This is a genomic window from Salinicola avicenniae (assembly GCF_023736115.1).
Taxonomy (GTDB): Bacteria; Pseudomonadota; Gammaproteobacteria; order Pseudomonadales; family Halomonadaceae; genus Salinicola; species Salinicola avicenniae.
Window position 1 is genome coordinate 515,622 of record NZ_JAKQZC010000001.1, and the last position, 23,939, is coordinate 539,560.

Here is a 23,939-nt window from a genome sequence, read left to right on the forward strand (position 1 = left end):
TCTCTCGCCGCTTGTCCCGCCATGCCTCGGCGTTGCCCGGCTGCGTCGCCGAGGCCTGACGTAGCCCCATCGCGCTTGCTAGTCTTGGAGGCCTCTCTTTTCTACCTGTCGTGACCGGGAAACCTCTCATGGAAGATCAATGGCTCGCCTGGGCCAAGCGCCTGTCGGCCCTCGCGGATACCGGACTGCATTACACCCGGGACAAGTTCGATCGTGAACGCTACGAAGAGATCGCCGAGCTCTCTCGTACGATGATGGCGACGCTGGGCGAGATACCGCTCGAACGCGTTTCGCTGACCTTGGGCCCCGCGGAGGGGCATGTGACTCCCAAGATCGACGTGCGCGGGGCGATCATCGATAACGGCAGGATATTGCTGGTCAAGGAGAAGATGGACGGTCGCTGGACGATGCCCGGCGGCTATGCCGAGGTCGGCGTCTCCGCGGCCGACAATACGGTCAAGGAGGTGTGGGAAGAGGCCGGCATTCGCGTCGCGGCGTCTCGCCTCTACGCCATCCGTCACAAGGCGCGGCATGCCTATCCGCCGGATGTGGTCGATTTCTACAAGTTCTTCTTTCTCTGCGAGCGGCTCGACGGCGCGGCCCTGGACCCCGGCCACGAGGTCCATGACGCGGCCTATTTTTCGCCCGACGACCTGCCGCCGCTTTCCGAACCTCGCGTCATCGCGCGGGATATCGCCGATGCTTTCGCCTACTTGGCCGATCCGCAGCGACCCGCGATAATCGATTGATATCCCATCGACCGTGAAAGCGTCTCTCCGCCGCCGGCCGTCAGGCTGGTGGCTCGCGGTTCGAGGCCAACAATGCGCTCAGGCGAGGAGAATCCCGGATGCGGCGGATCGGCTGGCTGGGCATGGCGTTCGTACTGTGTAGCGTCGCGGGATGCACCGCCTTGCCACCTCCGGAGGGGCGCTCGGTCTCCCGTGCCCTGCCCGCCGAAGCGACCGCCGATACGGTGCTGGGGCGCGCGGTCGAGGCACGCGCGGCGCGCGAGCCGGCCGGTCGTAGCGGCATTCACCCCATGCTCGATCCTCGGGAAGCCTTCGCGGCGCGCCTGCTGCTGGCCCGGGCGGCGGAGCGGACGCTGGATGTTCAGTACTATATCTGGCGCGACGACTTGACCGGCACCTTGCTGCTGGATGCGCTGCGAGACGCCGCCGACCGCGGAGTTCGCGTGCGCCTGCTGCTGGACGATAACGGGACGACAGGGATGGATGACACGCTGGTCACGCTCGATGCGAATCCCAATATCGACGTCCGCCTGTTCAATCCGTTCAGGCATCGGGATTTCAAGTGGCTCGGTTACCTGACCGATTTTTCCCGCGCCAACCGGCGCATGCACAACAAGTCGTTCACCGCGGACAATCAGGCCGCGATCATCGGGGGGCGCAACGTTGGCGATGAGTACTTCGGCGCCGATGACGGCATCCTGTTCGCGGATCTGGACGTGCTGGCCGTCGGCCCGGTAGTTCAAGCGCTTTCTCGCGATTTCGATCGTTACTGGGCCAGCGACTCGTCGTATCCGGTCGCCGACGTGGTCGACGACGTCGCCCCCGACGATTCGTCGTCCTTGGCAGCGCGAGCCAGAGCGCTCGAAACCGCGCCGGAAGCGAGGGCCTATCAGGAGGCGCTGGAGCGCTCGGCGCTGATTCGGCGCCTGGAGACGGGCAACCTGTCGCTCGAGTGGGCGGATGTCGAGCTGCTCAGTGACGATCCGGCCAAGGGTCTGGGGCAGGCCTCGTCGGACAGCCTGGTGCTGAGCCACATCATGGCGCTGGCCGAGGCCAGTGATCGCACCTTCCTGCTGGTGTCGCCCTATTTCGTGCCGACCGATGCCGGCAGCGAGATTTTTCGCCAGATGGCCGCGCGTGGCATCCAGGTACAGGTGCTGACCAACTCGATGGCCGCGACCGACGTGTTGGCGGTGCATGCCGGCTACACCCGCCAGCGTCGTACGTTGCTCGAGTCCGGCGTCACGCTCTACGAGCTCCGGCGGCAGCACTCGGCAGCCGGCCGTCAGGTAGGCCTCTTCGGCAGCTCCGGGGCCAGCCTGCATGCGAAGACGTTTGCGCTGGATGGCCAGCGGCTATTCGTAGGGTCGTTCAATTTCGATCCGCGCTCCGCCAACCTCAACACCGAACTGGGCTTCGTCATCGAGAGTCCCGCGCTCGCGGCGCAGATGGCGGCGCTGTTCGAGGAGGACATTCCCCGGCTCGCTTACCGGGTCAGACTGGATCGCGATGGCGACATGGAGTGGATAGCGCTGGACGGAGATCGACGCGAGATCTATCGGCATGAGCCCAACTCGACCTGGTGGCAGCGAGGCACCGTCTGGCTGATTTCGAAGCTGCCGGTGGAGTGGCTGCTGTGATCTACCCAAGACGCTGCGAGGCGGCTATCGGGCACTGCGCTAGCCGCTGTCCATGGTGACGGTCCTCAAGGTGACGGTCCGGGAATCGGGCGCCGGGATTGACACCTTGAGACGTGGTGCTGGGGATGAGATACGGTGGGTCGGGTTTCGAGCGCCGCCGGCTCAGAACTCGGTCCACTCTTCAGCTTCGGTGGCACGGTTCGTCTGCGGCGCGGCGGAAGGGCGCGTAGCCTGGGCAGGCATGGGTGTGGCGGCGTTGAGGCGCTGCGGCGCCGGCGCATTCATGCGCGGCGTGGCACTATCCACGGCGTCCAGTCGGAAGATGGCCACCAGCGTCTGCAGTTCGTCGGCTTCCTGCTCGAGTGTGCGCGCGGCATTGGCTGCCTGTTGGACCAATGCGGCATTCTGCTGTGTCACCTCGTCCATCTGGGTGATCGCCTGATTGACCTGGGTGATGCCGTTGGTCTGCTCTTCCGAGGCGGTGACGATCTCGCGCATGATGTCGTTGACGTGGCTGATCGCCGAGACGATATCGGTCATGGTTGCGCCCGCATTGTCGACCAGTTTGGTCCCCGCCTCGACTCGTTCCGCCGAACCCTGGATGAGTTCGCGAATCTGCTTGGCCGCGTCCGCCGAGCGGCGGGCCAGCGTCTGCACTTCACTGGCGACAACCGCGAAGCCGCGCCCCTGCTCGCCGGCACGAGCGGCCTCGACCGAGGCATTGAGCGCGAGGATATTGGTCTGGAACGCCAATGAGTCGATCGTATCCAGATTCTCCACCGCCTGGCGGGAGTTGGCGCTGATCTCGTGCATCGTCGTCACCACCTGGCCAACGACCTCCCCCCCGCGATTCGCGACACCGGTTGCTTCGTCGGCCAGCTGGCTGGCCTGACGCGCGTTGTCGGTATTCTGGCGTACGGTCGATGTCAGCTGTTCCATGCTGGCGGCGGTCTCCTCGAGCGAGGCCGCCTGCTGCTCGGTGCGCGAGGAGAGATCGGTATTGCCCTGCGCGATATCGGTCGCGCCGCCATGCACATTGTCGCTGGCGCGGCGAACATTGCCGACCGTGCGTGCCAGATGGCTGCGCGTGCTCTCCAGCGCCTTGAACAGGCGCCCGATCTCATTGTTGCCACGACTCTCCACCGCGCCGGACAGGTCGCCGTCGGCCAGCCGCTCGAAATGTCCGACGAGGCGGTTAAGCGGGCGGATCACGTTGGCCGTCACGCCCCACAGGATGATGCCGACCAGCAGCACGGTCATCACGACCGTGATGCCGATGGCCATGTTCAGCCAGCCGGTATCCAAAAGCCCCTGGCCACCGGTATTGACGGCATAGGCGGCCAGGCCGGCCTCGGCCAGGACCAGTAGCGCAAAGGCCGCGACCACAAGAATCCAGCTGGTGCGTACGGTGAGATCGTCGATTCGTTTCATGCGGCAGCATCCATCTTCGAATTGGCTGAGCGAAAGCGGGATGGCGGGTGCGGTGGCGTGCAGCGTTACCCCTCCCCGATAACGGATTATCGGCCGGTCGAGCGCTGCCTTGAGCGCGTTGGCCAGCGGTGGCGGTCACCCTCTTTGCGTCACGCGGTGGTAACGCCAGGCGGGTGCGGATGCCGGGCAAAATCATCGCACGGGGCTGAGTTCCGCAGACGGTGACAAAACGTCACGCGCCAAGCCGCGCCGCCGGCCCGGATAAGGGCTAGCGGCGAGGTTGCCGTCTTGAAGGAGTGGGAGGGCGTCGGGACAGAGCGTCATGCGGGACGCCGAATCAGCGCGCGTGAGCGTCCAGGCGCCGTTGTATCAGCGTACCGAGGAAGGCGGCCAGTGACAGCAGCGCGACCAGGCCGCCATAGGCGTAGGTGGTCGGCAGCAGACCGAAATGCTGGGTCGCGATACCGCCGAGCAGGGCCAGAGAGCTCGCGGAGAGATAGCAGATCACGTAGAACGCGGCCATCAGCGCGGAGCGCTCATGGGCGGGAGCCATGGGCATGATCGTGCGCATCGCGCCCATGAACGCGGCGCCGAAGCCCACGCCGGCGACCGCCGCCCCGAACAGCAGCAGGGCCAGCAGCTGCAGATGGACGCCGGAGAGCATCAGCAGCATGCCGACGATCAGGCAGGCGGTCCCGATCAGCAGGGGAACATGGGGCGGTCGGGCCCGCAAGTAGAGAATGCTGATGCCGCCGACGAACGGCAGCAGGAAGGTGATCAGGCAGTCGACCACCGGATTGTGGATACCGCTGACGCGCTCGACCAGCATGGGCCCGAGGGATAGCGAGAAACCGCCCAGCGCCCAGGACGAGATGACGGCGGGAATGGTGCGCAGCAGCGGCCCGCGAACCGGTGGCGGTACGCGCGCCCGGGGGCGCAGCGACGCCATGGCACCCGGGCGGCGTTCGACGCTCTCGGGAATTCGCCGAAGCAGCAGCAGTTGCAGGGCTAGCAGGGCCGCCAGCAGGGCATAGGTCAGATGCATGGGCGACGGGGCATAGGTAACCAGCGCCCCGGCCACCAGCGCACCGATACCCATCCCGCAGAGTGGCGCGATGCTGGCCATGACCGGGCCGCGGGTATGGTCGCTGTCGAGCATGGCGGCCGCCAGGGCGCTGGTCACCACGCCGGTGGCGATCCCCTGCATGACGCGTGCGGCCAGCAGCCAGACCAGATCGTCGGCGAGCAGAAACAGGCCCATCGACAGCAGTTCGAGAACGATCGCGACCGCCACTACCGGACGTCTACCGAGATAATCCGAGAGGGAGCCGGTAACCAGCAGCGTGATCATTAGGGCAAAGATATAGCTGGCGAAGATCAGCGTCAGCCAGGTGGTCGAAAAGCCCCAGGCGGTCTGATACGCCTGATAGAGCGGTGTCGGTGCGCTGGAGGCGGCGAGAAAGGTCACCATCAGCAGGGTGTAATAGAGCAGGGCGCCCGGGCGTGGCGAAGGATAGACGTTGGTCGAGCCGGCGGACGAGGGCGGTGCCATGAAGGATTCCATTAATGCTAAAATTTTGCGTTAGGCAGGAGTCTGAGCTTAGCAGGCTCATAAAGCAAACTTTTTGCGTTTGTCTCCGGCGCCCCGGAGCGCGCCCTCGGCGGATAGAGACCATGACAGGCAGGGAAGGAGTTCGGCCTGGCGGCCGAAGTGCCAGAGTGCAGCAGGCGGTGCACGCCGCGGTGCGAGCGCTGCAGGAGAGCGGTTCGCGCGAGATGCTGACGATACCGAGGATCGCCGAGCGCGCCGGCGTGACACCGTCGACGCTCTACCGGCGCTGGGGTAATCTGGCCGAGCTGCTGGCGGATGTCTCGCTGGAGCGGCTGCGCCCCGATGAGACACTGCCGGATACCGGCACGTTGGCCGGTGATCTTCAGGCCTGGGGCGATCACTATCTCGAGGAGATGCTGTCGGTGCCCGGGCGTCTGGCCCTCAACGACATCATGGCGAGCACCGACGATGCCCGGCGCGAGCGCTGTCGCCGCTATACCGAGTCAGTGCTCGAGACCCTATGCTGGCGCGCGCGGCAGCGGGGCGAATGGACGCCAGAGATTCCGCGGCTTGTCGATGGCGTGATCGCGCCCATGACCTATCGCCTGCTCTATGATCGCGCCGCGGCGACGCCTGCCAACCTGGCCCGATGGATCGCCCATAGCCTGGGCGGACCGGCTGATCGTGGCCGCGATCCCGCGTAACCGACCTATCAAGGTTCAACCGACATTAACTTGATTAACATCAGCCTCATCAATTAACTCTGGTGAATTTTTCCTTCTTTTTCAGTGATTTATTGAATTTTGGCGGTTGCCGGACTAGAGTGGGATTCTCCTTGGGGAGTAGCCGGTCGCCATCAGGGCGACGTTCGCGTCAACATGCTCGGTCCTTGACCGTGGCGCGGACACCGATCTCGGTTGGCGAGACCATGGATACTGCCGCGCGCAACGTCGGGTGCCGGCGGTGTCATGGGAACCACCGGCTGGACAATGTCATGAACCCTGCATCCTTCATTCTGCTGGCCTTCGCGATGTCGACCGATGCCTTTGCCGCTTCGGTCGGCAAGGGCGCGGCGCTCGATCGTACGCGAGTCGGTGAGGCGCTACGCATCGGCGCGATTTTCGGCGCGATCGAAAGTATCACGCCGGTGATCGGCTGGGCCCTTGGCATGGTGGCCGCCCGCTACATTGCCGAGTGGGACCACTGGGTCGCCTTCGTGCTGCTGGGGGGGCTGGGGTTACACATGGTCTGGTCCGGGCTGCAGGTCGAACGGCAGGGTGACAAGACGCCGGCGACATCCCGACGCGCGTCGCGGTGGGGCATGGCCGCCACCGCGCTGGCGACCAGCATCGATGCCATGGCCGTCGGCGTGACGCTAGCCTTCACCGACGTCAACATCGTGCTGGTCGCCGCAACGATTGGCCTGGCCACGATGTTCATGGTGACGATAGGCATCCTGCTCGGGCGTGCGATCGGCTCGATCGTCGGCAAGCGCGCCGAGGTTCTGGGCGGATTGGTGCTGGTCGGTATTGGCGCCACGGTGCTCTACGAACATCTGTCGACCCAGGTGGGATGAGCCGCCGCCCCGGGAGAGATCACGCGTCACGACATGGTTTTCTGCACGACATGGTTTTCTGTACGACTTAGTTTTCTGCACGACATGGTTTTCTGTACGACTTAGTTTTCTGCACGACATGGTTTTCTGTACGACTTAGTTTTCTGCACGACATGGTTTTCTGTACGACTTAGTTTTCTGCACGACACAGTTTTCTGGAGGTAACATGAGCCGCCACCCGATTCGGGATAACGCGCTCAAGGCCGCACTGCGCTCACCGCAGTTTCGGCAGCAGCAACAGCAACCCAAGAAAGGCAAGGGCAGCTATACCCGCAAGGGTCGCGCCCCTCAGGGAGGGCGCTATCGCCAAGCGGCCTAAGACCGACCGCTTGGCCATGGCGCTCTCCGCCCGCTGGCACCCCGATGCCCCCGCTTCTGTTTTTTAACGCTTCGTAAGCACTCGCGCTTTCGATGCCGCCCCATTCTCGGTTTATGGCGTCCCGTCTTCTTCCGGATAGCTAGACGTCTACGCTAGAAGAGACATCCGCGATGGAGCCTTTCATGTCCTCCTCTCTCTGGCACATGCCGCTGCACGATTTTCAGCGAGCGGTCGAAACGCGCTCCACGCCCGGGTGTGGTGCGGCGGCTGCGCTCAATGGCTGTTTGGGGCTTTCTCTTGTGCTCAAGGGCGTACAACTGGCGAATGACAAGAGCGATGCACAGCAACGCCTGATCGAGGCAGGCGAAAGCTTGCAGCGTGCGCTGGCGGCGGCAGTCGATGACGATGCTGCCGCTTTTTCTCGCTATCTCGAGGCGCGCAAACGTCCGGCAGATAGCGCTCACGCGCGTCAGCAGCGGGAAGCGGCGCTGGCGGCAGCGGGGGAGGAGGCGATACGCATTCCGCTGGCGGCGGCCGAACGGTGTCTGGCGGCACTGGCCCTGGCGCTCGACATCCGTCCGTTGACCGGTGCGATGCTGCAAAGCGATATCCGTGCCGGGGCCGCATTGCTCGGCGGTGCGCTGGAGGCTCTGCTGGTCGGCGTCGAGGCCAATCTGGCCGGTCAACCGGATTCGGTCGGCCGCCTGTCGCATGAAGCGCGCTGTCGGGAGCTGCGAGAAGCCGGGCAGGCCTATCGGCGACAGCTCGATCCGCCGGACTGACGCGGTGAACGAGCCAGGCAAGCCCCAAGCGCCCGGATTCGTCGTCGACCAAGCCGCCCTAGACCGATACCCCCATGTTTCCCGGTCCCGTTCGGGGTGGGCATTGCACCGTCGCTTCGACGCCTGCGCGCAGGCCCCGTGAGTCTGGCGGCAGTCGGCCACCCAGCTGGACTGTTCCTGCTCGGTCAGGCGAACGTTGCCTGCAGCGCTGGCGTACCGGCTTCAGACGTCCGGCTTGCCGCGCTCTGAAGGTGACTGCCGCGCTCGGACTCCTCGAGCCGGAAGGTCGCCACGGCGTCGGCGAGCTGATTGGCCTGTTGCTCGAGGGTCTGCGCCGCGGTCGCTGCCTGCTGCACCTGTGCCGCGTTCTGCTGGGTCACCTCGTCCATCAGCCCGACCGCCTGGTTGACCTGAGAGATGCCCATGCTCTGTTCGCGCGAGGCCGCCGAGATCTCCTGCATGATATCGGCGACCTGGCGGATCGAACTCTGCAGCGTCTGCATGGCACCATCGGCCTCCTTGACCAGCCTGTCCCCGTCCGCCACCTGGCGGTTCGAGGTCTCGATCAGGCCGCGGATTTCGCGAGCGGAGTCGGCGCTGCGACTGGCCAGGTTACGGACCTCGTCGGCCACGACAGCAAATCCCTTGCCGTGCTCCCCGGCACGGGCTGCCTCCACCGAGGCATTGAGCGCCAGCAGGTTGGTCTGGAACGTGATCGCATCGAGCACGCCGATGATTTCGTGGATGCGTTTGGCACTCTCGGAGATCGCTTGCATCGTGCTCGTGACTGCCGCGATCACCTCCGCGCCCTGGCTGGCGCTGGCGCTGGCCTCGCCCGCGAGCGTATTACCCTGGGCGGCGTTATCGGCGTTCTGCTTCACCGTCTCGGTAATCTGATCCATGCTGGCGGCCGTTTCCTGCAAGGAGGCGGCCTGTTCGTCGGTGCGTACCGAGAGATCCATATTGCCCTGCGCGATGTCGCGACTGCCGACGTGGATGGCGCCGCTCGCCTGGCGTACCGTCAGTACGGTACTCGACAGACCGGTCTGCATTTCCCGCATGGCGCGGAACAGCGTGCCGATCTCGTTGCGGCCGTCGACGTGAATCGGGCGCGTGAAGTCGCCGCCGGCGATCGCCTCGAAATGGGTGGCGGCCTGGCGCAGCGGGCGGACGATGGTCCGTGCGATCCCCTGACGTACCATCACCACGATCACGATAGCCAGCAGGAGCACGCCGATCTTGATCAGGTCGGCACGCTGCTGGAAGGCGGTGATTTCCGCCATCAGGCCGGCACCGCGCGCATCCGCATAGTCGATGAAATCCTGCCCGACATGATGGAACTCGGCGAACGTCGCCTCGACTTCGGGCAACAGCGCTTCGAAGGCTGCCATGTCGCCTCGGTTCAGGGCGTCCAGCTGTGGCGCGATGCCGTCATCCACCAGGTGCTGGTAGGTTTCCTCGATGGCGTTGGCGAGCGGTTGGCCACGCGGTGACTTTGGCTCATCCGCAAACTGCTGGTGGCGATGCGCCGCCAGCGCCATGGCTTCCTGGGCCAATGCGAGGTAGTGGCTCGCACGCTCGGTGTTGCGCTGCTCCAGCGCCCGTGCCGCCTTGGTACTGTCTAGTTGGACATCGGCGAGATGGGCCCAGGTCAGGTTGAAGGCATTGAGCTGATGCACATTGATGGCATTGAGCTCGTCCAGTGCTGTCTCGCCCTTGCGGTCGACGAGATAGCCCAGACCCGCGGTTAAGAGAATCAGCAGACTAAAGACAATCAGCATCGCGGTCAGAGAAGTGTTGACCGAAAGGTTATTGAACAGGCGTCTCATAGCAGTAACCCGAAGTGTGTTTTCTAAGTTTGATTAGTTTTGGCCGAATCCTCGTCTTTCTTGTTGTCTATAGCGAGCGCGTTTTCCCGGTTTGGCCTGTTTTTATCAAGATGCTGTTTTATAGAGTTTTTAATCGGCAGTAGTGCTTTTCGAGTCTCCCGGATGACTTGATGTACTCGTTATATCGCCCATTCGATAGGCCCTCTTTAGGGCGCTCCCAAAATAAACAGAACCTGAGTCTTCAGTATAATTAGGCTTTCTATTAGGCGTTTGTCCGATAAAAAATTCGGAAGCCTCGAGCTGCCGTTTGCGACTCACGCGGCGAGGCATGACAGGTGCGCATGATCGTGAAATCTGCCGTGACTCGGCCTAACCTGAGACGACTCAAATCTTAGATAGCAGGAGCATCGCCAGCGCTCGGAAGAGAACTCAATCCGGTAGGGGCGCTTCGAAGGTGTCGTGATGGCGCAGGGTCAGGGTAGTCCCGATGGAGGCGACGATGATCAGGCCAATTGCAAACCACTGCAGCAGGCCGAGATACTGGCCGAGAAAGAGCAGACCGGAGAGCGCTCCGATGGCCGGTTCCAGGCTCATCAACGTGCCGAAGGTCTGGGTTGGCAGGCGAGGCAGCGCGATCATCTCCAGAGTATAGGGCAGTGCCGTGGAGAGCACCGCCACGGCGAAGGCGAAGGGCAGGACGTCCGGCGAGAAGATGATCGGACCGACATCGATCAGGCCGACTGGCGCGATGATGACCGCAGCGATGCTAATGCCCAGCGTGGCGCTCTGCGCCCCATTGACAGCGCCGGCCTTCTGGCCAAAGAGGATATAGATTGCCCAGCAAACGCCGGCCCCGAGCGCGCAGGCAGCGCCATAGGGATCAACCGGTTCGGCGCTGTCGTCGCCCAATAGCAGCAGCAGGAGCAGTCCGATCACGGCGAAAGCCACCCAAACGAGATCCAGCCAGCGCCGCGAGGCGAGCATGGCCACCGCCAGCGGGCCGGTGAACTCCAGGGCCACCGCGATCCCGAGTGGTACGGTGGCCAGCGCCTGATAGAACAGCAGATTCATGAAGCCCAGCGCAACGCCGTAGGTCAGCGTCGATTTCCACGCTCGGCGGCTCAACTTCCGCCGCCAGGGGCGCATCACGGCCAGCAGCAGGACCGCGGCTAGAATCAGACGAATCGAGGTGGTGCCGGTCGCGCCGATCACCGGGAAAAGCGTCTTGGCGATCGACGCGCCACTCTGGATCGAGCACATGGCGACCAGCAGCATGGCGACTGGCCAGATTCGAGCCACGAGCTCACGCACGGCAACGGACATGACACCTCCCCGATGGATGGTTTTCAGACGATTCGCTCGGCGACGCCGCGCCGGATGCTAGAGTGCCCATCCAACACCCGATGGTGACCGGCTTCTGTGCTCGGGACGCCTTGCGCTTCACTACGCTCGTCGTCGCGGCGGCATTGGCCCAGGAAAGGATGGCTGATTGTACGTATGGGCAATATATTGCACAACTCCGGTAGGCGCTCCGATGTGCTGGTCAACGTGGCAGCCAACGTGCGTCGCTTGCGCCTCGCTAGAGGGGAGAGCCAGCAGGCCCTGGCCGAGCGTGCCGGTATTAGCCGTCGCATGCTGGTCAATATCGAAAAAGGCGACGTCAACGTCAGCCTGGGCACGCTGGACCGGCTGGCTGCGGCGTTGGGTGTCGCCTTTCACGCCTTGATCCAGCAGGCGGATAGCGACGGCGCGGCGCGCATCGACGAGATTGCCTGGGCCGGGGCATCACCGCAGAGCCGCGCTCGGCTGCTGGCAAGCCAACCGGCGCGTCATGAGGTTGAACTGTGGGCCTGGTCGCTGGCGCCGGGCGAGCGTTATGACTCCAGCGCCGACAACGCCGGCTGGCACGAGATGCTGGTGGTCATCGGAGGGCGGCTCACACTCGAACTAGCGAGCGGCGACGTGACGATTGCTTGCGGCGATTTCCACGTCTTTCCCAGTGACCAACCCTATGCCTACCGTAACGACGGCGACGAGCTGCTGCGCTTCCTGCGCAATGTGGTGTATTGAGGGGGCGCGAGTCGCGGTAAAAACAGGCCGACGGTTCGCAAAAGGCCGTCTATCCCCGATCGCCCGGTGGGGTGATCCTCCGATCACTAAGCAGCCGGCCGATAGACACTTCACCGGTGGAGATGGAGAGCGTCGGCTACAGACCTGCCTATTGCGCGGCCGTGCTCTCCTGGTTCAGGATTTTTAATCCAAAAGAACAGGTAACAATATTTTAACGATGCATCGGGTCTCTCTAGTGTTGGGTCGACGCGACCAATAACAACGCTAGAGGCCAGATGAGTACATCAACCGCGTTCGTTTCGACGGGATTTTGTCTCAGGCCGTATGCCGATCTGGCTGTCAGTCGCTGGGTGCAGTGTCGAATGATGCGGGGTTCTTGTCCGTGGGGCAGCGAGCGCGACGTGCTAGGCAGTATTAAGCATCGCCGATAGCGACAGCCGCGCGTCCCGCATCTCGGTAGCGCCTCTCGATTTTCAAGGACACGGATATGACACACGACAAGACAAGCACCGATACGCTGGTCGTCGGCGCGGGACAAGCCGGCATCGCCATGAGCGAGCATCTCGGCCGCCATGGCGTGCCGCATCTGGTGCTGGAGCGCGACCGCATCGCGGAGCGCTGGCGCAGTGCCCGCTGGGATTCGCTCGTGGCCAATGGCCCAGCTTGGCACGACCGTTTCCCCGGCATGGAGTTCTCGAATATCTCTCCGGAAGGCTTTGTGCCCAAGGAGCAGGTGGCGGATTACTTCGAGTCCTACGCACGCAAGTTCGAGGCGCCCATTCGGACCGGTGTCGAGGTCAAGCGGGTCACCCGCAACGAGGGGCGGCCGGGGTTCACGGTGGAAACCTCGGAAGGCGTGATCGAGGCGCAGCGCGTCGTGGCGGCAACCGGTGCGTTCCAGGCACCGGTCATTCCCTCGATCGCACCGCAGGATCCCCTCCTGACTCAGCTGCATACGGCCGACTATCGCAATCCCGAACAGCTCCCCGAGGGCGCCGTACTGGTCATCGGCGCTGGCTCATCCGGGACTCAGGTCGCGGCTGAACTGAATCGTGCCGGCCGGAAGGTCTATCTCTCCGTCGGGCCGCATCATCGCCCACCGCGCGCCTATCGTGGGCGTGATTTCGTCTGGTGGTTAGGGGTGCTCGGCGAATGGGACAACGAAATCCGCCAGCCGGGATCGGAGCACGTCACCATCGCTGTCACCGGTGCGCGGGGTGGCTATACCATCGATTTCCGCCGACTGGCACACGAAGGCGTGACGCTAGTCGGGCGTACCGAGGCTTTCGTGGACGGCGTGGCGCGCTTCGCCTCCGACCTGCGCGCGAACCTCGATGCGGGGGATGCCAACTATCTGGCACTGCTGGATGGCGCCGATGCCTATGCCGAGCGCAACGGTCTCGAGCTGCCGCCGGAACCGGAAGCGCGGGTTATCCCGGAAGATCCCACCTGTGTCAGCGACCCGCTGGCCGAACTCGATCTGGCGAAGGCGGGCATCACGACCATCGTCTGGGCGACCGGGTTCTCGCAGGACTATGACTGGCTGGCCGTCGATGCCTTCGATGAGCAGGGCAAGCCGAGCCACCAGCGTGGTGTTTCGAGCGAACCCGGAGTCTATTTTCTTGGCCTCCCCTGGCTTTCCCGCCGTGGTTCCAGTTTCATCTGGGGCGTTTGGCATGACGCCAAGCATATCGCCGATCACATCGCCAAGATGCGTGGCTACCTCGCGCACTACGAGGCGCCGGGGGCCGTATCGGTGACGTTAACGGCGTCGACTGAGCCGGCGAGCACCGATGCCGACGCACGGAGGGTCAGCTAATGCCGACGCATACGCGCATTCGCATGTTCAATACCCAGGAAACCTATCCCAACCAGACGCTGGACAATGATCTGTGCCAGGCCGTCCGTGCCGGCAACACGGTCTATGTCCGCGGGCAAGTCGGGACCGACTTTGACGGCAATCTGGTCGGCCTGGGCGACCCACGAGCGCAGGCCGAGCAGGCAATGAAGAACGTCAAGCAGCTGCTCGAGGAAGCCGGCAGCGATCTCTCGCACATCGTCAAGACGACGACCTACATCACTGATCCGCGCTTTCGCGAGCCAGTCTATCGCGAAGTCGGTCAATGGCTGCGCGGGGTCTTTCCGATCTCGACCGGACTGGTCGTTGCCGGTCTGGCGCAGCCGGAATGGTTGATGGAGATCGATGTGATTGCCGTCATTCCCGAGGAGGAAGCATGACCTTTTCCATCGCGGCACGTTGCGCCGAGACCGGCGAAACCGGTTGCGCGGTCAGCTCTTCAAGCATCTGCGTGGCGGCACGCTGCGCGTTCGCTGGTCCCAAGGGGGCCGTGCTGACACAGAACGTGACAAACCCGGCGCTGGGACCGCAGGGGCTCGCGCTGATGGCGGCCGGTCACGCACCGCAAGAGGCGCTGAAACAGCTATTGGCCGGTGAGGCTGCCCCCGAATACCGGCAACTGCTGCTGATCGACGGTGCGGGGCGTACCGCGGTCTACGATGGCGCCAGCGCGCTGGGTATCGTCGGGCGAGCCGATGGGGTCGACTGCGTCGCGGCAGGCAACCTGCTTGCCGACGCCGGCGTGCCAAGAGCCATGGTCAATGCGTTCGAGCAGAGCAACGGGCCGCTGGCCGAACGTCTGCTGGTGGCCATGGAGGCTGGCATGGCGGCCGGCGGCGAGGCGGGGCCGGTCTACTCGGCCGGGCTGGTGGTCGCGCGGCCTGACGTATCCTGGCCGGTTGTCGATCTGCGTGTCGACTGGGCCGAGGCGCCCATCGACGGACTGCGAAATCTCTGGATGCGCTATGTGCCGCAGCTCGAAGCCTATGTCACACGCGCCCGGCAGCCGGTAGCCGCGCCCAGCTACGGCGTGCCCGGTGATCAATAGCGCAGGTTGCGTTGCTGGATCGGAAAAGCTGATTCAGCGTCTCGGATAAATTGATTATCGCTGAGCTATCGACCTTCGGTAAGTTGACCTCAGATCTCTCTGCCGCGGCCGTTTGCCAGCAAGACCACGATAACAACAAGGTGGTGACAGACATGTTAAGTCATTCTCAGATCGAACAATTTCACCGTGATGGCTATCTGGTCGTGGAGAACGTGCTCGCTGCAGACGAGCTGACGGCACTCAACGACGCCTTCAACCGCTGGGTCGATGATAGCCGCGAGCAGACGGCAGCCTATGGCGAAACGCTGGATCGCCGTGCGCGTTTCGACGTCGGTGGCGACCATAGCGCCGAGCATCCTTCCTTGCGCCGGGTCGCGTCGCCGACCGAAATCTCGCCGGCCTACCTTCAGGTCGCGACGGATTCCCGTATGGCTGACATGGTGCACGAACTGATCGGTGCCGCCGGGGTTCGCCTGCACCACAGCAAGGTCAATTCCAAGCTGCCGGGTACCGAAACGCAGGTGAAATGGCATCAGGATTTCCTTTTCACGCCCCATAGCAACGACGATCTGGTGACTGCGCTATTGATGGTCGGTGAAGTGACGGCCGAGAACGGCCCGCTGCAGGTCATCCCGGGCAGCCACAAGCAGCCGCTCTACTCGCATTGGCAGGACGGGCGCTTCACGGGCAGCGTCGATGACTCGGTCATTGCCCGCGAGTGCCAGTCCCCGGTCGAATGCATCGGTCCTGCCGGTTCGGTCTGCTTCATGCATACGCGCCTGCTGCATGCCTCGGCGCCCAATGCTTCTCGTCTGCCGAGAACCCTGTTTATCACGGTCTATGCCGCCGAGGATGCGCTGCCTTACGGCGACAACCCGCTGCCTAGTCGACATCAGGGGATGCTGGTGCGAGGCGAAGAGAGTGGTGCGGTACGCACCACAGCCAACGTGCTGAAGCTGCCGCAGAAGCCCAATGGGGCCTCCTTCTTCGTGCAGCAAGCCGGCAGCGATGCGATGACATAGGCCGATCCCGCCATCGCCGTGAGAAACCGATAAAGACCCTAAGAAAGGACAGTCGACGTCAACACAGTCGATGCCAGCGCAATCTGTTCCAACAATGACAAGACAGGATGACAACCATGAAGATGATGATGGCGGTGGGTGTACTGGCCATGCTGAGTGCGTCGGTGATGGCGCAGGCCGACACGCTGGATGATGTGAAAGAGCGCGGCGTGCTGCGAGTGGGGACCGAGATGCAGTTTGCGCCCTTCGACTACCTGGAGAATGGTCAGCAGTCCGGTTTCAACAAGGCCGTCTTTGAAGAGGTCGGTAAAGCGCTGGGAGTCGAGGTGGGTTTTGTCGATCTGCCCTGGGCCAGCGTGCTGCCGGGTCTCGAGGCCGATAAGTACGATATGGTGGCGGGGCCGCTGATCATCACGCAGGAACGCATGGAGCGCTATCGTTTCACCGCACCGGTGGCGGAGAGCTCGGTGGCCCTGCTGACCCGGGCCAGCGACGATAGCATTCATGCGCCATCGGATATCGCCGGCAAGGTGGCGGGTGGCGGCAAGGCTTCGGCACAGCTCGCCGCGCTGGAGTCCTATGTCGAGACGCTCGATGAGCCGGTAGAAATCCGTGAATACGTCGACAACAATCAGGCCTATGCCGATCTGGCGGCGCGGCGTCTCGACGCCGTCGCCAACTCGCTACCCAATATCGCCTACATTGCCAAGCAACGGCCTTCGCTGTTCAAGGTGGTGACGCCCTCGTTCGGGCCGCAGAGCTGGTTTGCCTATATTGGCCGTGGTGGTGATGAGTCGGCGAGCCTGATCGACGCGTTCAACGCGGCGTTGGCGGAGATGCGCGAGGATGGCCGTCTGGCGCAACTGCAGGAAACGTGGATCGGCCAAGCGATGGATGTGCCCGATCACCCGGTGCCCGCCGAATAAAGGGCGCCTGCGATGTTCGATCCTGGTCTGTTGATTCAGAGCCTGCCGTTACTGCTGGCAGGTCTCTGGAACACTGTCTGGCTATCCGCCGGCGGCCTGCTGGCGGGTTTCGTTATCGGCGTTGGCGTGTGTTCACTGAAGCTCTCTGAACGCACGGTGCTGCGTCGGCTCGGTGGCGCCTATGTCAGCGTCTTCCGCGGCATTCCCCTGCTGATCCAGCTCCTGTTCATCTATTACCTGCTACCGCGTCTGGGGCTTGATGTGCCTGCCTGGGTCGCGGCGATGGCAGGTCTAGCGCTTTGCTGCGGTGCCTATCTGTCGGAAATCCTGCGCGGCGGGTTCTTGACCCTGCCGCCCGGACAAGTCGAGGCGGCGCGTCTACTGGGACTCGGCGGACGCGACATCCTGGTTCGCATCAAGCTGCCTCAGGCGTTGCGGGCAACGCTGCCGGCACTGCTCAATGAGGTGATTCTGTTGATCAAGGCTTCGTCGTTGATCTCGGCGGTCGGGCTAGCGGAGTTGACTCGCACGGCGCAGAACCTGGCTGCCAGTACCTTCCTGCAGCTGCAGTTCTACCTGGCCGCGGCGGTGCTCTATTGCGTCGTCAACATCAGCCTGGCGCTGCTGGCCGGACGGCTGGAGCGGCGTTTCGAAGCGGGGAGAGCCTGATGGATTTCAGTGTGTTGACCGAGCATGCCGGGGAGATCGGCAGCGGATTCCTGATGACGCTCTGGACCTGGATCGGCGGCGTCGCGCTCGCACTGGCAGCGGGCCTGGTGATCGCTGTGATCCAGCTCAGCGCGGGGCCCTGGATTCGCGGTGCGCTGCGGTGCTACATCGAGGTCATTCGGGCCACGCCGTTTCTGGTGCAGCTATTCCTGCTTTACTACGGTGGCCCCAGTTTCGGACTATCGCTTTCGCCGATGGCCGCCGGCCTGATCGGTCTGGGCCTCTACGGTAGCGTCTACTTCGCCGAGATCTTCCGTACCGGCTTCACCTCGATACCGCAGGGCCAGATTGAAGCGGCACAAATGCTGGGATTGACGTCACGACAGATCGTCTGTCGCGTGCAGATACCGCAGATGCTGGTGCTGATCCTGCCGGCGCTGGTCAACTTCACCACCATTCTGGGCAAGGAAACGCCGGTGCTGTCGATCATCACCGTACCCGAACTGACCTTCGTACTGACCGGTGTCGGGGCCGAGACCTTTGCCTACGTCGAGACCCTGCTCGCGCTCTGCGTGGGTTACTTCATCCTGGCCGAGCTTTGCTCTCGACTGGGGCAGTGGCTCGAGCGCCGAGCCAGTCTTTATCTTACCCAAGGCGTGCGGACGCCGCGTACCCTCAAGCCTCAGGAGACCGCCGCATGAGTGTCTTGCCGCTGACAAAGAATGGTCACGAGGTCATGCTCGAAGCGCGTGGCATGAGCAAGCGGTTCGGAGAACACACCGTGCTGCGAGATATCAGTCTGTCGATCCAGCGCTCGGAGGTTGTCTGCCTGATCGGCCCTTCGGGGTCGGGCAAGAGCACCTTGCTGAGAAGTCTCGCCTTTCTCGAGGCGTACGACGACGGCGAAGTGTTCGTGGAAGGGGAGCTGCTCGGCTACGATCGTGCTCAGGGAGGGCGCCGTGTGATCTCGCGACCGGCCCGGTTGCGTGAGGTGCGGCGCAACATGGGGATGGTCTTTCAGCAGTTCAATCTCTGGCCGCACATGAGCGTGGCCGAGAATGTCATGGAGGCGCTGATTCGTGGTCGAAGGCTATCGCGCGCCAAGGCACGCAAACTGGCGCTGGAAACGCTGGAGAAGGTCGGGCTCGTCGACAAGGCCGATGCCTGGCCCAATCGCCTGTCCGGCGGCCAGCAGCAGCGGGTCGCTATCGCCCGTTCCTTGGCCATGTCGCCGGCGATCATGCTGTTCGACGAGCCTACTTCTGCGCTCGACCCGGAACTGGTCGGTGAAGTGTTGCAGGTGATGAAGCATCTCGCCGAAGAAGGCATGACCATGGTGGTGGTGACCCACGAGATGGGATTTGCCGCGCAGGTGGCGGATCGCGTTGTCTTTCTCGACGGGGGACAGATCGTCGAGCAGGGGGCGCCGGCCAAGCTGTTCCGGGAGCCGAGTTCTCCCCGGTTGGCTCAGTTCCTCAAGAACTATCTCGAGCGCAATTCGCTATTCGACGATCGGCCAGCTGCCAACGGCACCTGTCTCTAGGCTTCGTTAAGGCTGACATGGACGGGCGTGACAAGGCAGCGCAAGATGCTTGACGCCGCACCGGTGCGATACGGGGGCGGCCCATCCCATCGAATTCGACTCTGCCGGGAAGCCCAGATGTTACATGCCACCCTTAAGCAGCTGCGCTATTTCGTGGTCGCCGGGGAGCTCAAGAGCGTCACGCGTGCCGCCGAACAGCTACACGTGTCGCAGCCTTCGGTCTCGGCGGCCATCGCCTATCTGGAAGGTACCGCTGGCGTACAGCTGTTCGTGCGCCACCATGCCCAAGGGCTATCGTTGACGACCGCAGGCGTTCAACTGCTCAATCGGGCACGTGCGCTGCTTTACGATGCTGACAGCCTGATGCAGTTCGCAGTCTCACTGGGCGAAGAGATTGCCGGCCCTCTGAATATGGCTGCCTTTCATACCTTTGCACCTATCTTCATGCCGCGGCTGATGCAGGCGTTTCTCGATCGGTTTCCACGAGTCGAACCGCAGTGCGACGAGGGGCATCAGGTCGATATCGTCGATGGACTGCGTCATGGTCGCTACGAGCTTGGCCTGATCTACGATATGCAGGTGCCGGACGATATCGACTTCCAGCCGCTCTGTCGTTTCCCGCCGTACGTCGCGGTCGCGCCAGACCACCCGCTCGCCGCGCACGAGCGTCTCTCGATCGATACCCTGAGCGAGTACCCCATGGTGCTGCTCGACTGGCCGATGAGTCGGGACTATTTCCTGTCACTGTTTTTGGATGCGCCACGTCAGCCGACCATCGCCCATCGGGCGACATCGCTGGGGATGGTACGCGGGCTGGTTGCCAATGGGTTCGGCTTCTCGCTGCTCAATGTGCCACCGGGGCGGCATCTGGCACTCGATGGCAAATCCTTTCGCACGATTCCGCTCGAAGGGGAGGTGAGGGCCTTGACGGTAGGCATGGCCAGGCTCAAGGGCATTCGTCTCAGCCCCGCGGCGCAGGCCATGGGCGAGTTCCTGCGCCACAGCGAGCTACTACGACAGGCGCCGCTGTCGGCAGAGGTCGAATCGTCGGCCGTCTCGCCGCCCGGGCAACCAAGGAGTGTTGAATAGGAAAAACTGATGCCAAAGCGAGCATAAAGATATTTTAAAAATTCAAGGCGGCTCAGTAGCGTAAAACTATGACGACACGAGAATCTCTACGGTTCCCGGTCGCACCATAACAATGACAAGGATATTTTCTCATGCCCGATAGGCTCCCTGACGAGGCGCAGCTTCGTGTGGATATGGCCGCGTTGTTTCGGATCGTAGCCCGTCAAGGCCTGCACGAGGCCGTGGCGAATCACTTCAGCGCTGCGGTCTCCGCTGACGGTCGCCGATTCCTGATGAATCCCAAGTGGAAACACTTCTCACGCATCTGCGCCAGTGACCTGGTGCTTTTCGATCTCGACGGTGAGACACCCGATGTATCGCGGGTCGTCGATCCTACGGCCTGGGCGATTCACGGCCAGATGCACCGTCTGATGCCCCAGGCACGCGTCGTTCTGCACCTGCATCCCCCCTTCGCCACCACGGTAGCCACGCTGAAAGACCCCACGATATTGCCGATCGATCAGAATACGGCGCGCTACTTCAATCGTGTGGCCGTCGACCAAGGGTTCAGCGGCATGGCCAACAGTGAGGAGGAGGGGGCCCGTCTCGCCGGTCTGCTGGGGGACAAGTCGCGGCTGATGATGGGCAATCACGGTGTCATGGTCGCGGCGGAGACCGTCGGCGAGGCCTTCGACGACATGTACACGCTAGAGCGCGCCTGCCGCACCCTGGTGCAGGCCTATGCGACCGGGCAGCCGCTCAACGTGCTGCCCGACGCCGTGGCCGAAGCGACGGCGCGTGACTGGGAATCGATCCGTGATTTCTCGGTGACTCACTTCGAAGAGATGAAAGCGATTCTGGATCGTGAGGATCCGGATTACGCGGCGTGAAATCTCGGCGCGATGCTCATCGTGTCCCCGACTCCTGCCAATCGTGATCGTGGCCCCGGTTTCCCTACAGGGGACGGCCGTTTAGGCCAGGAGGGAGTGCGTTGCGAAAAATTTGTCCATGGAGAGAAAAACAATGACTCAAATCATGCGCTTTCACCATGACCGAACTGCCAACTGGAAACGCAAGTTACTCGGTGGTTTCGGCGCGATGGCTCTGGGTGTCGCCAGTCTCGGGGCGCAGGCCGGCACCTTGTCGATAGGTCACACCACCTGGGTTGGTTACGGCACACTGTATCTTGCACAGGCCAAGGGATTCTTCGAGGAAAATGGTTTAACGGTCGAACTGCCCACATTCGAGGATTCTTCCGCCTATATGGCGGCACAGGCGGCGGGCCATCTCGACGGCTCGGCGGGGACCATCGCGGAATTGCTGAAATATCGTTCCGCCGACTTCTGCTTCAAAAGCGTGGTGGTGCTAGATGGCAGTAACGGTGGTGATGGTTTGTTAGCGGACGAGTCGGTAGCGTCGGTCGAGGAGATCAAGGGCGAAACCGTTGCCATGAACGAGGGAGGCGCTTCCCAGTTCTGGCTCGCCTACCTTCTGTCTCAGCATGGCATGTCTCTCGATGACGTCACAGTCCAGAACATGTCTGCGGATGCCGCAGCGGCAGCATTCATCGCGGGTCGTGTACCGGTCGCTGTCACTTGGGAACCTAATCTGAGTTTCGTGCGCTCTCATGATGCGGGCCAGGTCTTGGTTGATAGCAGTGCGACGCCGGGTGTCATCATCGACGTCGTGGCGTTGAGCTGTGATGTCATTGATGAGCGCCCCGACGATGTTCGAGCGCTGGTCCAAGGGCTCTATAAAGCGGTCGACTATCTCGATGCCCATCCTGCTGAGTCCTATCAGTTGATGGCCGATGGCGTGGGCGGCTATCTCAGTGACCCTGCGGATCTCGCCGAAGCCACTGAAGGCGTCGAGTTCTACGGCCAGCGCGGCAACCGGAACTTGCTCGGTACACAGGACGAACCAGGGTCTATCGCCGAACTGATTGATCTCGCGCGTGATACCTGGAATCAGTTGGAAAACCGGGATATCACGGCAGCCTATAAAGAGGTCGTGGATCCGTCATTTGCCGAGACGCGTTGAGGGGGATTCATGGCCACGTCTACGCTATGGCAACGATGCTTGACCCCTCGGGCTCATCTCCCCAAGCGCCTGACCTGGATCGCGGGCATTGGTATCTGGCTGTTGGTGATCGTCCTCTGGTCTCTGGTGACATACGGCGGACTCGTACGGTCGATCTTCCTGCCGACGCCGACTGCCGTGTTGAGCACGGCAGTGCGTATGATTGGTGATGGTTCGCTATGGCAAGATATCTGGGCTAGCGCCCAAGTCGTCATCTATGGGTTCGTACTGTCGTCGATCCTGGCCATCCCGCTCGGCATTCTGATGGGCAGTTTTCGCTTGGTACAGGCACTACTCGATCCATTGGTCAACTTCATGCGCTATCTGCCGGTCACGGCCTTTGTGCCGCTGTTGATCCTATGGATCGGCATCGGCATTGAGCAGCGGGTTACCGTGATCTTCTTCGGTATCTTTTTCCAACAGCTTGTCATGATCGCCGATGTTTCACGTGGAGTGTCTCAGGATCTCATCAACGCCTCCTACACACTTGGCGCCAAGCGTCGGGATGTCGTTGCGCACGTGTTGTTTCCCGCCTGCTTGCCAGGTGCGATCGACATGCTGCGCGTCACCATGGGATGGGCATGGACCTTTGTCGTGGTTGCCGAGCTGGTCGCGGCGGACAGTGGGCTTGGCTACATCAGTCTCAAGGCGATGCGAGGGTTTCAGGTTGACGTGATTTTCCTGTCCATCGCCCTGATTGGTCTGTTGGGACTGATGACGGATCAATGTTTTCGATTCCTGCGTGCGAGGATTACATCATGGGCACTCTAACCGTCCCTGGTCCGACGATAGGAGTCGATTCGAAGGATATTCATGCCTCGGCGGCGCCAAGCCCCTGTCTGGATATCCGGGATATTAGCCTCACCTTCTCGTCGGGGAGTCGCTCGGTTACCGCGTTGGAGCATATCTCTCTGCAAGTGCCGGAGAATGAGTTCGCTGTCATCGTCGGCCCCTCCGGGTGCGGTAAATCGAGTCTGCTGTATCTTACCGCCGGATTGATGGCTCCGACTGCTGGTGAAATTCGTGTCAACGACCAGCGAGTCACCGGCCCGGGAGCCGACCGCGGTATGGTTTTCCAATCGTATACGCTATTTCCTTGGCTTAGCGTGCGCGACAACGTGGCGTTCGGACTGAAACGACGTCGTATACGGCCAGCGCAACGCCAGGAGATCGTCGAGCAATATCTCAGAGAGGTAGGCCTCGAGAGCTTTGCCGATGCTTGGCCGCGACAGTTGTCGGGCGGCATGATGCAGCGAGTGGCGATTGCGCGAGCATTGGCCAATGACCCCGATATTCTCTTGATGGACGAGCCTTTCGGCGCGCTTGATAGTCAGACACGGCTATCCATGCAGCAGTTGCTACTGGATGTCTGGGAGCACAACAGCAAGACCGTGCTCTTCGTGACGCATGACATCGACGAGGCCATTCTGTTGGCGGACCGGATCTATGTCATGAGCGGCCGGCCTGGCGTCATCTGCGAGACGATCGATGTACCACTCAAGCGCCCTCGGTCATCCGAAGTCGTCATGGACGCGAGCTTCATCGAGATCAAACGGCAAATCCTGTCTCGTCTTCATCAACACGATGATTGAACTCCTTGCCGAGTACGCTGGTCTCGACGACAACGTCTCCCGACCAGTCCCCTCGCCGCTGACGGCTTTTCGTCAATTACCGTTCTGACCAATCTCCCGCCTCTCAGCGGCGTTCTCCGGGACGCCTTGAGAGGTTGTCCGCTATCG

Annotated in this window: 24 protein-coding genes; 20 read left to right on the plus strand and 4 right to left on the minus strand. The window is 62.5% G+C overall.

What is annotated here, in order from left to right; all coding sequences use genetic code 11:
- Window positions 1-128 precede the first annotated feature (128 nt).
- Together MC381_RS02335 and MC381_RS02340 are read left to right on the plus strand one after the other, a co-directional pair.
- Window positions 129-749 carry an NUDIX hydrolase gene (locus MC381_RS02335; RefSeq protein ID WP_251976108.1) on the plus strand — a complete coding sequence of 207 codons (621 nt, stop codon included), beginning with the start codon at window positions 129-131 and terminating at the stop codon, window positions 747-749.
- Between the two features lie 98 nt (window positions 750-847).
- Window positions 848-2,389 (plus strand): phospholipase D family protein, encoded by a 1,542-nt coding sequence (locus MC381_RS02340; protein WP_251976109.1) that lies wholly within the window; start codon window positions 848-850, stop codon window positions 2,387-2,389.
- A gap of 162 nt (window positions 2,390-2,551) precedes the next feature.
- Here MC381_RS02340 and MC381_RS02345 read toward each other — a convergent pair whose 3' ends face one another.
- Window positions 2,552-3,820, minus strand: coding sequence for a methyl-accepting chemotaxis protein (locus tag MC381_RS02345; RefSeq protein ID WP_251976110.1), 1,269 nt, complete (start codon window positions 3,818-3,820; stop codon window positions 2,552-2,554).
- A 337-nt stretch (window positions 3,821-4,157) separates the two neighbouring features.
- Window positions 4,158-5,372, minus strand: a complete 1,215-nt coding sequence (locus MC381_RS02350; RefSeq protein ID WP_251976111.1) for an MFS transporter — start codon at window positions 5,370-5,372, stop codon at window positions 4,158-4,160.
- Between the two features lie 122 nt (window positions 5,373-5,494).
- Here MC381_RS02350 and MC381_RS02355 point away from each other — a divergent pair, with 122 nt between their 5' ends.
- From MC381_RS02355 to MC381_RS02370, 4 genes are all read left to right on the plus strand, one after another.
- Window positions 5,495-6,076: a TetR/AcrR family transcriptional regulator gene (locus MC381_RS02355; RefSeq protein ID WP_251976112.1), complete on the plus strand. Its 582-nt coding sequence runs from the start codon at window positions 5,495-5,497 to the stop codon at window positions 6,074-6,076.
- 290 nt (window positions 6,077-6,366) lie between these two features.
- Window positions 6,367-6,948 carry a manganese efflux pump MntP gene (gene mntP, locus MC381_RS02360; RefSeq protein ID WP_251976113.1) on the plus strand — a complete coding sequence of 194 codons (582 nt, stop codon included), beginning with the start codon at window positions 6,367-6,369 and terminating at the stop codon, window positions 6,946-6,948.
- 205 nt (window positions 6,949-7,153) lie between these two features.
- Window positions 7,154-7,306 (plus strand): alternative ribosome rescue factor ArfA, encoded by a 153-nt coding sequence (gene arfA, locus MC381_RS02365; protein ID WP_251976114.1) that lies wholly within the window; start codon window positions 7,154-7,156, stop codon window positions 7,304-7,306.
- Window positions 7,307-7,488: 182 nt separating this feature from the next.
- Window positions 7,489-8,088 carry a cyclodeaminase/cyclohydrolase family protein gene (locus MC381_RS02370; RefSeq protein ID WP_251976115.1) on the plus strand — a complete coding sequence of 200 codons (600 nt, stop codon included), beginning with the start codon at window positions 7,489-7,491 and terminating at the stop codon, window positions 8,086-8,088.
- A 185-nt stretch (window positions 8,089-8,273) separates the two neighbouring features.
- Here MC381_RS02370 and MC381_RS02375 read toward each other — a convergent pair whose 3' ends face one another.
- Both MC381_RS02375 and rhtA read right to left on the minus strand, forming a co-directional pair.
- Complete coding sequence (locus MC381_RS02375) at window positions 8,274-9,917, minus strand: methyl-accepting chemotaxis protein (RefSeq protein ID WP_251976116.1); 1,644 nt, start codon at window positions 9,915-9,917, stop codon at window positions 8,274-8,276.
- 429 nt (window positions 9,918-10,346) lie between these two features.
- Window positions 10,347-11,240 (minus strand): threonine/homoserine exporter RhtA, encoded by an 894-nt coding sequence (gene rhtA, locus MC381_RS02380; RefSeq protein ID WP_251976117.1) that lies wholly within the window; start codon window positions 11,238-11,240, stop codon window positions 10,347-10,349.
- Between the two features lie 174 nt (window positions 11,241-11,414).
- Between rhtA and MC381_RS02385 the strand changes: the two genes are divergently transcribed.
- From MC381_RS02385 to MC381_RS02450, 14 genes are all read left to right on the plus strand, one after another.
- Window positions 11,415-11,987 carry a helix-turn-helix domain-containing protein gene (locus tag MC381_RS02385; protein ID WP_251976118.1) on the plus strand — a complete coding sequence of 191 codons (573 nt, stop codon included), beginning with the start codon at window positions 11,415-11,417 and terminating at the stop codon, window positions 11,985-11,987.
- A 487-nt stretch (window positions 11,988-12,474) separates the two neighbouring features.
- Window positions 12,475-13,806, plus strand: a complete 1,332-nt coding sequence (locus MC381_RS02390; protein ID WP_251976119.1) for a flavin-containing monooxygenase — start codon at window positions 12,475-12,477, stop codon at window positions 13,804-13,806.
- The gene (locus tag MC381_RS02395; protein WP_251976120.1) at window positions 13,806-14,225 is read left to right on the plus strand and encodes a RidA family protein; all 420 of its coding nucleotides are present in this window, start codon (window positions 13,806-13,808) and stop codon (window positions 14,223-14,225) included. Before MC381_RS02390 ends, MC381_RS02395 begins: the two co-directional genes overlap by 1 nt.
- On the plus strand, window positions 14,222-14,893 hold the full coding sequence (locus MC381_RS02400) for a DUF1028 domain-containing protein (RefSeq protein ID WP_251976121.1): 672 nt from the start codon (window positions 14,222-14,224) through the stop codon (window positions 14,891-14,893). The genes MC381_RS02395 and MC381_RS02400 overlap by 4 nt, the downstream gene beginning before the upstream one ends.
- Window positions 14,894-15,045: 152 nt before the next feature.
- Window positions 15,046-15,915 (plus strand): phytanoyl-CoA dioxygenase family protein, encoded by an 870-nt coding sequence (locus tag MC381_RS02405; protein ID WP_251976122.1) that lies wholly within the window; start codon window positions 15,046-15,048, stop codon window positions 15,913-15,915.
- Window positions 15,916-16,031: 116 nt separating this feature from the next.
- A complete protein-coding gene (locus MC381_RS02410; RefSeq protein WP_251976123.1) occupies window positions 16,032-16,841 on the plus strand; it encodes a transporter substrate-binding domain-containing protein in 810 nt (269 codons plus the stop codon).
- A gap of 12 nt (window positions 16,842-16,853) precedes the next feature.
- On the plus strand, window positions 16,854-17,510 hold the full coding sequence (locus MC381_RS02415; protein WP_251976124.1) for an amino acid ABC transporter permease: 657 nt from the start codon (window positions 16,854-16,856) through the stop codon (window positions 17,508-17,510).
- On the plus strand, window positions 17,510-18,211 hold the full coding sequence (locus tag MC381_RS02420; protein ID WP_251976125.1) for an amino acid ABC transporter permease: 702 nt from the start codon (window positions 17,510-17,512) through the stop codon (window positions 18,209-18,211). Before MC381_RS02415 ends, MC381_RS02420 begins: the two co-directional genes overlap by 1 nt.
- Window positions 18,208-19,053, plus strand: coding sequence for an amino acid ABC transporter ATP-binding protein (locus MC381_RS02425; RefSeq protein WP_286009602.1), 846 nt, complete (start codon window positions 18,208-18,210; stop codon window positions 19,051-19,053). Before MC381_RS02420 ends, MC381_RS02425 begins: the two co-directional genes overlap by 4 nt.
- Window positions 19,054-19,170: 117 nt before the next feature.
- Window positions 19,171-20,142 carry a LysR family transcriptional regulator gene (locus MC381_RS02430; protein ID WP_251976126.1) on the plus strand — a complete coding sequence of 324 codons (972 nt, stop codon included), beginning with the start codon at window positions 19,171-19,173 and terminating at the stop codon, window positions 20,140-20,142.
- Between the two features lie 131 nt (window positions 20,143-20,273).
- Window positions 20,274-21,011, plus strand: a complete 738-nt coding sequence (locus MC381_RS02435) for a class II aldolase and adducin N-terminal domain-containing protein (RefSeq protein WP_251976127.1) — start codon at window positions 20,274-20,276, stop codon at window positions 21,009-21,011.
- A gap of 133 nt (window positions 21,012-21,144) precedes the next feature.
- Window positions 21,145-22,161 (plus strand): ABC transporter substrate-binding protein, encoded by a 1,017-nt coding sequence (locus MC381_RS02440; RefSeq protein ID WP_251976128.1) that lies wholly within the window; start codon window positions 21,145-21,147, stop codon window positions 22,159-22,161.
- Between the two features lie 9 nt (window positions 22,162-22,170).
- Window positions 22,171-22,971, plus strand: coding sequence for an ABC transporter permease (locus MC381_RS02445; protein ID WP_251976129.1), 801 nt, complete (start codon window positions 22,171-22,173; stop codon window positions 22,969-22,971).
- Window positions 22,926-23,792 carry an ABC transporter ATP-binding protein gene (locus tag MC381_RS02450; protein WP_251976130.1) on the plus strand — a complete coding sequence of 289 codons (867 nt, stop codon included), beginning with the start codon at window positions 22,926-22,928 and terminating at the stop codon, window positions 23,790-23,792. Before MC381_RS02445 ends, MC381_RS02450 begins: the two co-directional genes overlap by 46 nt.
- Window positions 23,793-23,939: the final 147 nt, after the last annotated feature.